This is a genomic window from Moorena sp. SIO4A1, from assembly GCF_010672065.1.
Taxonomy (GTDB): Bacteria; Cyanobacteriota; Cyanobacteriia; order Cyanobacteriales; family Coleofasciculaceae; genus Moorena.
In genome coordinates, this window is sequence record NZ_JAAHHX010000051.1 from 35253 (window position 1) to 47708 (window position 12456).

Here is a 12456-nt window from a genome sequence, read left to right on the forward strand (position 1 = left end):
CCGTCAGTTAATCAACGGTCGGTAGTAAACCAGCTGGGGGGTGCTGGTACGGCTGGTTGAAAATCCCTGCTCTTTTTACTGATCCGACCCCGTGCAGTTAAAGCGCCTGCTAGCACCTCAAGTAGCGTGCGCGTAGCGCTAATCGCTGTTCGCTGATAGCTGATAGCTGATAGCTTACATCCGAAGCGATTAACCGGATTTGATATCATCGCTCTTTTTTTTGTTAATCCAATATTCACATTCTAAGATAAGATGACCAAGATTAATGAGATAGCTGATTCGGCGATTGCGATCGCAAAACGCCTGGGAATTGAAAAATTCGATATTTATGGCTCTGCAGTGGATGAAGCTGGTGTTCAAGTAGACCAGGGTGAGCCAAAACAGGTTGAGGCATCTAATCGCTCTGGTGTAACTGTACGGGTTTGGAATCAAGACCAGAAAGTAGGCATTACTTCAACTACCGATACCAACCCAACTGGGTTGGAACTAGCCTTAAAAACCGCTTATGAGGCGAGTAGTTTTGGGGTGAAGGAAAACGCCCCAGACTTTAGCCCTGAGTCAACAGTATCGATTCCAGAGATTCCCAATAATCAAGTGCCTCAACAGCCAGTATCTAAATTAGTAGAAACCCTACTGGATTCAGAGAAAAAGTTACTGGACGCTCACTCAGCTATTGCCGGAGTTCCTTACAATGGACTATCTCAACGGGATGTTGAGCGCTTTTATCTCAATAGTGATGGGGCATTGCGCCAGCAAGCTAGCTCCTCGGCTTCCATTTATCTTTATACCAAAACTGAGGAAGAAGGGAAAAAGCCCCGTAGTGCTGGTGCCTATAAGATTAGTCAAGGTTTGGAAACTCTGGATATTCAGACTTGTCTGCAAGAAGCTGCTGAGAAAACCATCAGTCACTTGAACTATGAGAAAGTTAAGTCCGGAAAATATCGGGTAGTGTTCTCTCCCGAAGCTTTCCTGAGTCTACTGAATGCTTTTTCTAATTTATTTAATGCTCAGAATATTCTAGACAAGCAAAGCCTCTCGACTCCAGAGTCTCTAGGTACTCCAATTGCTTCTCCTTTGCTTTCTGTCTGTGATGATGAGCTACATCCAAAGAATGTGGCACCGGTCTATTTTGATGGAGAAGGAACACCTACTCGTCGAGTACCGATAATTACAGAAGGGGTGTTAAGCAATTTTCTGCACAGTGCTGGCAGCGCCAAACGCCTGAATGCTAAACCAACAGGTCATGCCAATATGGGGGCAAAAGTTACAGTTAGCCCTAATTTCTATCATGTTTTTCCTGGTCAATCTGCTGAACAAGAATACAGCTTGGAGCAAGCCGAAAATGTGATTTGGATTGATGAGGTGAATGCGCTTCATGCGGGAGTTAAAGCACTCGAAGGTTCCTTTTCTCTACCCTTTGATGGTTGGATGGTGAATAAAGGAGAATTAACTAGTATTGATTCCGCAACCGTAGCCGGAGATTTTCGGGAACTGCTGAAATCCATTATTTATGTGGAAAAAGAGCCTGAGTTTACCTCTGGTGGAGTGTGTCCAAAAATCTGGGTTGATGGTTTGTCCATTACTGGGGATTAAGGGTTTAATGTTAAAAGGTTGTTCGCGTAGCGTGGCCGAAAGGCCAAGGTTATTTGGTTGAAGGTTGAAGGTTGAAGGTTGAAGGTTAAGAGGTTGTTCGCGTAGCGTGGCCTTTTGGCCAAGGTTGAAGGTTAAGAGGTTGTTCGCGTAGCGTGGCCTTTTGGCCAAGGTTGAAGGTTGAAGGTTGACGGTTAAGAGGTTGACGGTTGACGGTTGATTGATAAAACTGAAAAATTAGTAACTTTTTTAAGCATTCAGCTGATAGCTGAATGCTTATTTTTTTAGATTAACTCCCCGGCTAACCTGTCGCGCATTTAAATTGGTTATTATATCATGTCAGGATAATTACCCTTAATAAAAATCTCCCTATCTCCCTATCTCCCCATCTCCCCATCTCCCCATCTCCCCATCTCCCCATCTCCCCATCTCCCTATCTCCCCATCTCCCCATCTCCCCATCTCCCCATCTCCCCATCTCCCCATCTCCCCACCCTCTCCTTAATTATGGGTATTCAAGCAGACTTGATATTACCTATTCCCAGATCCGCTGTTCCCTACAGCTTACCACTCTACATATAAAATATTATCCATCCACGGCAGCTTAACAACTCGTATGCTCCAAGGAATTCTATCTAGTAAAATATCGTAAGTTTCACGTTCAACCTGTAGCAGCCAACTACCATCACGAACTCTCACCATACCGTTTCTCTGCAAAAAAGCTGTTCTAAATCCTTCTATTGATGTATTTTTCAAAATAGACCAATTTTGAATCACAGCATATAATAAGTTTTCACATTCTGCTCGTTCTTGTGGGGTGATTTCTAAATTGGTGTCTATAGGTTCTAATAAATCTATACCGCATAGTATTTTATTAAGAGGTAAACTGTGTTCTGGTATTTCTGTTGAGTTATCAACTAAATACTGGAGTAAAAGGGCTGCTCGTTCAGCAGATATGGTATTAATAAAAATCTTATCTTGTACCAATCCTATTTTGACAAAGAAGCGAGTCAGAAATGGCCATAGCAAAATTAATCCTGCATTATAAATATAGATTTCATCAGAGTCACTAAAAGTATTGACAACATCTGGAAATCTGGTTTGATTAGACTTGAGTTCTTGTTGGATGTTGAGTTTAAGAGTTTGAATACTTTTCTGTAGTTGTTTGAAGCGTGTAATCAGGTCTGATGACCTTTGGACTTGGGCAGGATTATTGATTTCATTTAGTAATATTTCTATTTCAGTCTTAAGTTGATTAATTTGCTGTTTATGTTGGGGTAAGATCTGGCTATTGAAATCAAGGTGTTGCAATTCCCTTAATAGGTGTTCCAGTTGTTCCCTTTCTTTAATAAACTGTGTCTCTTGGCTAGGGATTTGGATTCTATCTAAGATTTCTGGAAGTCGGCTTTTAAATCCTTTTCCTTGTCTGACTAGATGCTCTATCTTAGCAACAATATTCTTTAAAAACTCAGGATAGTTAATCCGATTACTAGTGGCAATATGTAATAAATTGTCTTGGACTAATTTGAGTTTATCTAGTTTAGTCTTACTATCTGAAGAGAGGCTGAACAATAGTCCTTGCCATATCTCCAATCTCAATTTGGCTGCCGGAATATTTCTCGTCTGCTCTAGCTGTTCCAAGACAGGTTTGATGTCTGTATTATAGTCGGCAATAAACGGGACTGAATCCCCAGTAAACAATCTGGCTATTTTGAGAAGTATTGAATCGGAAAATTGGTAAATAAGGCGCTGCAATTGCTTGGAATTTTTTAGGCTTTGCTGAACAATATATTTTACCTGATTTGGGGAATTGGTGATCAGGCGATCGCAATATTGTTCTAGTTGTTGTTTACTTAAGTTTTCGGAGAGTATACCTGTTTGAATAAAGTTGCTAAAAATCTCTAGTTGTGAAGCTCTTTCTTCTGCTCTAATCAACTGTGTATCTTGGCTGGGGATTTGGATTCTATCTAAGATTTCTGTCAGTTGACTTTTAAATCCTTTTCCTTCTCTGACTAGATGCTCTATCTTAGCAACAATATTCTTTAAAAACTCAGGATAGTTAATCCGATTACTGCTGGCAATATGTAATAAATTGTCTTCGATTAACTTGAACTTATCTACTTGAGTCTTACTCTCTGAGGAGATACTGAAAAGTATTCCTTGCCATCTCTCCAATCTCAATTTGGCTTCCGGAATATTTCTGGTCTGCTCTAGCTGTTCCAAGACAGGTTTGATGTCTGTATTATAGTCGGCAATAAACGGGACTGAATCCCCAGTCAACAATCCGGCTATTTTGAGAAGTATTGAATCCGAAAATTGGTAAATAAGCCGCTGCAATTGCTTGGAATTTTTTAGGCTTTGCTGAACAATATATTTTACCTGATTTGGGGAATTGGTGATCAGGCGATCGCAATATTGTTCTAGTTGTTGTTTACTTAAGTTTTCGGAGAGTATACCTGTTTGAATAAAGTTGCTAAAAATCTCTAGTTGTGAAGCTCTTTCTTCTGCTCTAATCAACTGTGCATCTTGGCCAGGGATTTGGATTTTATCTAAGATTTCTGGAAGTGTGCTTTTAAATCCTTTTCCTTCTCTGACTAGATGCTCTATCTTGGCAACAAGATTCTTTAAAAACTCAGGATAGTTAATCCGATTACTGGTGGCAATGTGTAATAAATTTTCTTGGATTAACTTGAGCTTATCTACTTGAGTATTACTATTTGAGGAGATACTGAAAAGTATTCCTTGCCATATTTCTAATCGCAATTTGGCTGCCGGAATATTTCTCGTCTGCTCTAGCTGTTCCAAGACAGGTTTGATGTCTGTATTATAGTCGGCAATAAACGGGACTGAATCCCCAGTCAACAATCCGGCTATTTTGAGAAGTATTGAATCCGAAAATTGGTAAATAAGGCGCTGCAATTGCTTGGAATTTTTTAGGCTTTGCTGAACAATATATTTTACCTGATTTGGGGAATTGGTGATCAGGCGATCGCAATAGTCTTCTAGCTCTTGTTTACTTAAGTTTTCTGCCCACCACGGTAGCATACCTGTTTGGATAAAGTAGCTAAAAACCTCTAGTTGTAAAGCTCTTTTACTAGCAATCTCTGATTTGCAAATTTGATCAGATAGTCTTTGATAGCGAGTTGCACTTACAGAGGTAATTTTATTTACTTCTATATTTTCCCCCGTCTCTCCCTCTGTTCTAGCAAGCAGTGGTGAAGACTCACCCAACTCAGTATTAGGTTGTGGCTGTGTTGACAAACTGGAACTTGAGTGGCTAATTTGTTCTTCTAATTGCTGTTGAATTTGTGCTATAATTTTGTCAATCAATTCCTGTTCTAGATTATTGATATCGATATTGCCTAGGTCTATTTCTAGGGTATTAATTCGATGTATTGTATCTAAATCGCTGAACTGATTAAATAAATTATCAATCAGGGGGAGGACTTTATAGCGATATAGTCTACTTACCTCATTTTGCAGTTCAAAAGCACCTTGCTGTGAACTTAAATTAAGTTCTATAATCTGTTTTTTGATAATATGTCGTTGTTGGTTCACTTCCAAAGGCTTTAACAAATAACTTCAAAATCTGTGCCGATAGTCATATATCCTAAAACATTAAATGGTAGAGTTGAAATACTACCATTTACCAAAAATTCGATCAGGTTATTAGTTGAATTTTTATCCATTTTTGTATTTAGCCAGAGCTGGTAGGCATTTTCAAATTTTATCATATTAGGTTTGTCTAACCAGTGGCAATAAGGAGTTATATGGGCGGGTATTTCGGCAATGATAATGTTATAAATTAGCTGTTTAAAGTTTTCTTCTTGAAAGCGAGGCAGCCAATCAGGGAATACAAAACTGATTTGGAAAGAGTAAGGATCTATTGTGTTTGAATCTGTGTTTGAATCTGTGTTTGATTTAAATTCTGAAAAATTCTCGTCTGAGTCGGGGTCGTTACTGCTGCGAGGACGAAGTAAAATATGTTCGACTATATGGAAACCTTCGGTTTCATCCGATTCATTGCAGAGAGCCAAAGTTTTTCGATGGTAAGGAATTCCTAGTAAACTACAAATTCTTTGTTTTAGTCCCGATACGTTTTCTGTATCCCAAACCTGACTGGAATCAGTGTAATTAAAGGCTTTACCCCTCCCGGCGCTAATTTGGGGATAATTTTGTAAGAAACTAATTTTATCATCAATCAGTTTTTCATCCAGAATTGATTCATATAAAAGTAAAGAATAATCTGTGAACTTTTCACAAAACTGTGCCATTAAATGATCCAGGAAACGGTTTATTCTTATCTTATCAATATCATTTTTATCTTCTGGTAAATTTTGCTCAAGGTTTAGGATTTCTGGCGCACCTGGAATGGGATAAAGTTCCTGGTAAAAGTAGGTTTTCTTGTTCTTAGTTTGAAAAGAGAATAAATCTTTAGCATGGTCTAATTGAGCAAAATAGTTAGCTAAAAGTTGGTCAAAAAACATTAAATAAGCTTGTAGCTGCTTGGCTTGAGCCTTGCGTTTGGGAGATGCGGAAGCCGGTAAACCTATTTCTCCAATACCGTAAGTAGCAGGAAAATCATTTTGGATTGATTCATAGTCAGATAATTCTCGGTATTGTCCCACTGGGATGGGGATATCTTTTCTTTGTGTAGTTGATGGTGTTTGGGTATTTTTTTGTTGTAATGATTCCAGATTAGTTTTAGCTTTAGCCAGGTTCGGATTGCACGGAATTTGTCCTTTATAAAAGGTAATGTTACTTGTCAAGCCATCTATATCTTTGAGTTGGGGTGTTAGATTAGGATCTAATGCTAACGCCCATTCTTCTGATTCTGATGACTTGTCGCTTGAAATAGTAATTATTCTAACAGTTTTTATCCCTGGAATATCTAAAATAATCCGAATTATGTCAGAGGTGTGCAGTTGGTTTTTCTTGATAAAACTATCAAGTTTTTCATCGTCAATGAAGCCATGTTCCAGGGGAACACCATCAAAAATAGCTTCAGGAGTTTTGCCTTGCTCCAGTAGTTCTTTTAAGGTAAAAAATTGTAGGTGAGGAGAAATAAAATTATCTAAGTCCAAATATATCTGTGCCATTAATTCATTCACATCAAATCCTTCTTCAATCTCAATCTCGGCTTTGTTGATGGTGATTTCTTCAATGGGTAAAATTTCGACTGAAGCAAAATCTTCACACAAATTTCGATGCTGATTAAGTTTAGATTTTACTTTTTCGATGAGACTCGCTTCGTCAGAGACATTTTTTTCTTTTTCGATTAGTACCCGATAAATTCCATTTAAGTTGACTTGCTTAGTGCGTTTAGAAGCTTCAAAAGTTAAGGTATGAAGAAGCGAATCGTAATAAATTGGGGGTTGTGAATTCTTAATGGGTTTAACCCATGCATTTTTAACACCATCAATGTCGATTAGCAGTTTGCGATAATCATTAATTGTGAGGGGATTAACGGTGAGGATTTCTCTGGCTGTGAAAAACTGTTTCCTGTTTTCTCCAGTTTTTTCTCCAGGAGCAGGCGCAAGCAAGTCTTTCATCTCGAAGTCAAGGCGATAGCTTAAATCCGTGATGGCATAGCAAAGTTGTTCTAGGATAGTAATACCGGGATCGTGGGTATTGTAGTCTGTCCACAGTTTCCCCCCTAGGCGTTCGATGTGCTTGATTCCTTCTTGTCGCAATAAAGCGAAATTCATGCCAGGATGTTCTGGGGGGGCGTTGGAGATGGTAAGGTTTTCAGTCATGATAGTAGCTTCTTACAGAAGTTGGGGACAGGGAACAGGGAATTCGTGCCCATTTGAAGACCGCTATATCAGGTACAATGGAGCGTGTACCTATGATGCTCGTTGAGCAGCTTCCCGCAGGGTAGCTACAGCGCAATAATGGGAAGGCATAAGCCATTTTTTTGCTTTCTGGGTTTTTGTTGATGCTATTGCACAGCCTGAGCTGCAATCGACTATGCTTTCCTATCAGATAGAGCGTGAGCCTTCTTGGGACATTAAAGGTAAATCCGGTCGCCTAAGGGGTTTGGAAATAATTTTTCTGTTGCTTGCCGTTTGTCGTTTCCGTAAGTCATCACAGATGGCTTTCAAATCGTAATTGAAAGTTCTAGCGTGTTCCTCTCGAATTCTGTAGATCTCTTCTAGAATTTCATCTCTCCACATTTTTATTCTCCCATTAATCAAATAGTGGATAACTCCTATTATACTGGTTTCAATGTAGACGGTTTCGCTCACAGAAATCTCTAAAATCTCTTCATCCCTCATCCTACAGCATTTAATCCTTGTTCTGAGGGTGTGTTGCTAAAGCCTCCGTTTCTAATCCTTGCAAATTGTCTGATTTCGAGGTAGCACCATTATGTTTAGCTAGCTCTTCTTCCAATACCTGAATTGCTCCTTGGATGCGGAGTAAGGTTTCACGGACATTGGCTTGTTTGGCTTCTAAATCGGCGAGTACTTTTTGTCCTGATTCAAATTCGGCTTTTAGTTGGGTTAGGCGTTTTTCTAGTTGTTCTTTCATGTTCCTTGTTGAGGATGATCGGTTACAATACAGCAGTTTTTAATTGGGTGAGGTGCAAATTATTGGGTTTTAGGGAGTAGGGAGTAGGGAATAAAGAAGAGGGAAAAAATCCTCTGTACTTCGTTACTATTAAAACCGCTATAGTATATTATAGCGTTTCTCGCAGTTATGAGGTACAGTCTTCTTTGACGTTGATTCCCTATCTTGATGCAGCGCATCCCTCTTCCCTATTCCCTCTTCTGTCTTCCCTGTTCCCTGTTCCCTGTTCCCTGTTCCCTACAATCCATAAATTGTATATCTCATAGCTATGATAATTGCTATATTTCAGATAGTTTTTGATAATAACTTTTCCACTGACACTTCAACATGGGGAAAAGCAACTGGATATAAAGTTCCATAGGCTTTGGTTTGTTTGATTTGATAACTATCCCCTGATGGTTGCTGAAACACGATCAGTTGTTGAGCTTTTAAATCTACAACCCAGTATTCTAAAATGCCAGCACGAGCATAGGCAATTCGCTTCTGTTCTAAGTCTTTTTCCAAGGTAGTGTCAGATATTTCTATCAATAAGTAAATTTCCTCGGCAGAAGGGTGACGATTGTCATACAAGGAAACTGGCAATTTAACAACAGCAATATCTGGTTCAGGTTCTGAATCAGGAAGGGAAACCGGATGTGCTTCGTAGATTTTAGCGCGTCCCCGGAGCTTTTCCCGTAAATAGTCTGCCATAGAATCGTTGATTTTCCGATGCAATGGTCCCTCTGGTGACATTTCAATAATTTTTCCCTCTAGTAATTCCACATGACGCTCACTGAGGATACCTGCTGCAATCATGTGATGATAGTCTTCAATTGACCATTTAGCTAAGGTAATCATTGCTCTACTCTAATTAAAGATGGCTCTTTTGGAATTGCTCCTTGGATGGGGAGTAAGGTTTTACGAACATTATTTAATAACTTGGCACAATCACCTCAATTTCAGGATGCCAATTAAAATCATCTTCATTAAACGTATAAATACTGGTTACTCCATGGGATATCATAATTGCCAGGTGCATTAAATCAAATACTCTAGCCCCCTTTACAGGGTTTATTTTGAGCAATTCAAACCATTCCTTAAAGATATTATCTGACATGGAGAGAAGTTCTATATTGGGCATTTGCATAAATCTTTCAATCCGCATTATTGTCTCTTGAGTAGTCAGAGGATTGGCTACAGATTTGGAACTAGTAACAACAGCATAAAACTCGGCAATTACCTGAGAAGACAGACAGATAACTTCTCTTTGACTAGGTCTTAAAATTTCTAAAGCTGCCCGATGTTTTTGCCTATTATCCTTACTTAAATCAATTGAATATACCAGAATGTTAGTGTCTAAATACCGTTTTATTTTCTTATTCGATGCCATAGACATTACTTCTAGTAAGTGGTTCTTTTACACCAAGGTCAGCAACCAACCAATCAAACTCTTGATGAAGTTGCTTCAAGTCTTCTTTCTCTTTGTCTTCTTTTTTACTTATATCTTGTGAAAAACTATTCTGTTGAGAAACCGCCTTAAAAGCAGCAATAATTTCTTCAAGCATAGCAATCTGTTTCGGACTTAGATCTGTCACATCTATGACTTTATTTTTCATTACAATTTTCCTCGTTTACTATTAGGTGTTTTGATTATAGCATGAGCGATCTCACTTGGTTCATGTAGGGTGGGCAGTGCCTACCAACTGTTTTGAGTTCGGCTAGACGTTTCTCCAGTTGTTGTTTCATGTTCCTTTAATTTTTAGATTCAGGTTCGGTTGAAATTTGGAGATGGTGCGTTACGCTACCGCTAACGCACCCTACAATATCGGCGATCGCACTAAACACCTATTATTGGTAAGTAAAATGCCATGACCACAAGTGTTCTTCCGCCACCGAAGCCATCTAGGCATGATGGGTTGCTATTCCACCTTGCCACATTGTCGCCAACTTTCTTCGACTGGAGCTTAACGGTATGCTCACCTGTCCCAAGCGGCAAGACGAGATTGCCATTCAAATTCACATTAGGATGATTAGAGCTATGGGCTTGAAAGTGCGAACCAGATTGGGGACAGCCATTACCGTCCACGACTAGCCTTGTTGCAACGAGATTACGACCTTTACAATTCCCCTCTGGTTGGACATTAATTGAATAGGTACAAAAAATTATTGCTTTTCTATCTAGGGTGAAAGTAACTGATGTATCGGAAACATCTTCCCACCCCGCGCATGTGATAGAAACATCAGTCTCTGGTTGGGCTGCCCATATTCCAGCCAAAACCCCGCCACCTTTAATTTTTCCTAACACATCCAGCTTTGCCTCTGGACTATCCGTACCAATCCCCACATTGCCCTTTCCAGGCATTAAGGCAATATGATCGTGACAATGATTAGATGTTCCAATCTCCAGTGTCTTTGCCTCTGGTTCGCATCCTCCACGGTAATATCTGATCCAGGCAGCATCACCACAACTTAGTTGTATCGCTCCAGTTACAGTTAGGTTTTTTACTGAAAGCTCCTGACTCGCAGAACCAGAAAAACGTGTTTTTGTGTCTACATAGGTTTTAATTGCTTTCTCCGTTGGTATTGCACAATCGCTATTACCTTCGAGAGTACAATCACAAGAAAATTCATTCACCGCTACTCCCTGTTGTAGCTTAAGATTGCCCTTCACTTCTAGTTTTGCCCCTGGATTTGTCGTCCCAATCCCCACATTACCATCTTTGGTGACGTTGAATACATCACACGCTTCTGCTGTAGAAAAGCTCAATCGCCCACCAGGTTTATTGGCAATTTCTACCCGATTATTCAATCCTTCGTTGGTGGAAAGTTCTAAGACGGCTAGGTTAGTGCAAGATTGAAATAAGCCTACTGCATCTGATCCTAGGACATGAAACTTGTGAGTTGGATTGCTCGTCCCAATCCCCACATTGCCTTTCCCAGGCATTAAGACAATATGATCGTCACAATGATTAGATGTTCCAATCTCCAGTGTCCTTGCCTCTGGTTCACCTCCTCGACGGTAATATCTGATCCAGGCAGTATCACCACAACTTAGTTGTATCGCTCCATTGACAGTTAGGTTTTTTGCTGAAAAATCCTGACTCACAGAACCATGGAGAAGCGCTTTAGTATCGGCATAGGTTTTAATTGCTTTCTCCGTTGGTATTGCACAATCGCTATTATCTTCGAGAGTACAATCACAAGAAAATTCATTCACCGCTACTCCCTTTAGTAGCTTGAGATTGCCCTTCACTTCTAGTTTTGCCCCTGGATCTATCGTCCCAATCCCCACATGGCAATCTTTGATAACCATCTGTACTGTTCCGTCAGTACCAGGGTTCAGTTCATTTTTATCATGAGTACCACCTTTGTACCAAGCAAAATTATTGTCAGTGCGGAAATATTGAGTGCTATCCTGTATCCCTATCCCGTAATTATTATTACACATGTTAATTATCTGTCTTGTCGGTGTATCAAAGCTAAGACTTCCTGAGACAGATAATTCCTTTGTGGTTGTACGCCCATCTACCAGTAGGTTGTTATTCCCTGGCTCGCAATCACCACCAACGTGCAAACCGCCATTTATAGAGAGTTTAGCCCTTGGATTTGTCGTCCCAATCCCCACATTGCCCTTTCCAGGCATTAAGACAATATGATCGTCACAATCATTAGATGTTCCAATCTCCAGTGTCGTATTTTCTCCTGAATTTCCACAACGGTAATACCTGATCCAGGCAGCATCTTTACTCCCATAATCCGGTTCTTTAGTAAAGAAAATACCGTTGTTTTTTTTATTACCCGCACTTGGTTTAATTACTCCATTTACAGTTAGGTTTTTGGTTGAAAAATTCTCACTCGGAGAACCATTGAGAAGTGCTTTAGTATCGGCATAGGTTTTAATTGCTTTTTCCGTTGGTATGGCCAGATCGCTACAACCTTCGAGAGTACCATCACAAGAAAATGCATTCACCGCTACTCCGTAGCATAGCTTTAAATTTCCCTTAACTTCTAGTTTGGCATCTGGACAGGTCGTCCCAATCCCCACATTGCCTGATTCTCTATCAATGGTTAAATGTTTTCCTTTTGAAACGCAGTCGCTATAGCTTTCTATATAGAATTTGTTGTCTGGATTCCCAATGTACTTAAGGTCAAAACCCCAGTTTGCTGCGGTCGATTCTCGCAATTGAATGGTGGCGGGTAAGGCAGGAGATGTTACCATCTCCTCCTCCCCTAAGAACCGGACTTGAGACTTTCACACTCATCCGGCTCAAGCCTATTCAGTCCACCCTTTTGTGTAGATGTTTATTTTTGGCTTTAT

The 12456-nt window shown here is 39.9% G+C and carries 11 protein-coding genes; 1 reads left to right on the plus strand and 10 read right to left on the minus strand.

The annotated features are described in order from the left end of the window. Positions 1 to 11: 11 nt before the first annotated feature. Positions 12 to 209, minus strand: a complete 198-nt coding sequence (locus tag F6K53_RS26350) for a hypothetical protein (protein WP_293069463.1) — start codon at positions 207 to 209, stop codon at positions 12 to 14. A gap of 43 nt (positions 210 to 252) precedes the next feature. Between F6K53_RS26350 and F6K53_RS26355 the strand changes: the two genes are divergently transcribed. Next, positions 253 to 1593, plus strand: coding sequence for a TldD/PmbA family protein (locus F6K53_RS26355; RefSeq protein ID WP_293061412.1), 1341 nt, complete (start codon positions 253 to 255; stop codon positions 1591 to 1593). Here F6K53_RS26355 and F6K53_RS26360 read toward each other — a convergent pair. From F6K53_RS26360 to F6K53_RS26405, 9 genes are all read right to left on the minus strand, one after another. Beyond that, entirely contained in the window at positions 1590 to 1715 is a 126-nt protein-coding gene (locus F6K53_RS26360) for a hypothetical protein (RefSeq protein ID WP_293069465.1), read from the minus strand. The two genes, F6K53_RS26355 and F6K53_RS26360, sit on opposite strands and share 4 nt — an antisense overlap. Before the next feature lie 438 nt (positions 1716 to 2153). After that, on the minus strand, positions 2154 to 5147 hold the full coding sequence (locus F6K53_RS26365) for a contractile injection system tape measure protein (RefSeq protein ID WP_293082676.1): 2994 nt from the start codon (positions 5145 to 5147) through the stop codon (positions 2154 to 2156). Positions 5148 to 5158: 11 nt separating this feature from the next. After that, a complete protein-coding gene (locus F6K53_RS26370; RefSeq protein ID WP_293082678.1) occupies positions 5159 to 7282 on the minus strand; it encodes a hypothetical protein in 2124 nt (707 codons plus the stop codon). A 288-nt stretch (positions 7283 to 7570) separates the two neighbouring features. Next, positions 7571 to 7765, minus strand: a complete 195-nt coding sequence (locus F6K53_RS26380) for a hypothetical protein (RefSeq protein ID WP_293026188.1) — start codon at positions 7763 to 7765, stop codon at positions 7571 to 7573. Between the two features lie 112 nt (positions 7766 to 7877). Further along, positions 7878 to 8120, minus strand: coding sequence for a hypothetical protein (locus F6K53_RS26385; protein ID WP_293026186.1), 243 nt, complete (start codon positions 8118 to 8120; stop codon positions 7878 to 7880). Positions 8121 to 8444: 324 nt separating this feature from the next. Next, the gene (locus tag F6K53_RS26390) at positions 8445 to 8996 is read right to left on the minus strand and encodes a Uma2 family endonuclease (RefSeq protein ID WP_293026184.1); all 552 of its coding nucleotides are present in this window, start codon (positions 8994 to 8996) and stop codon (positions 8445 to 8447) included. Positions 8997 to 9069: 73 nt separating this feature from the next. After that, a complete protein-coding gene (locus tag F6K53_RS26395; RefSeq protein ID WP_293026182.1) occupies positions 9070 to 9528 on the minus strand; it encodes a PIN domain-containing protein in 459 nt (152 codons plus the stop codon). Continuing rightward, positions 9515 to 9754 (minus strand): hypothetical protein, encoded by a 240-nt coding sequence (locus F6K53_RS26400; protein WP_293026180.1) that lies wholly within the window; start codon positions 9752 to 9754, stop codon positions 9515 to 9517. Before F6K53_RS26400 ends, F6K53_RS26395 begins: the two co-directional genes overlap by 14 nt. A gap of 221 nt (positions 9755 to 9975) precedes the next feature. Beyond that, positions 9976 to 12357, minus strand: a complete 2382-nt coding sequence (locus tag F6K53_RS26405) for a hypothetical protein (RefSeq protein WP_293069473.1) — start codon at positions 12355 to 12357, stop codon at positions 9976 to 9978. Between the last annotated feature and the right edge of the window lie 99 nt (positions 12358 to 12456).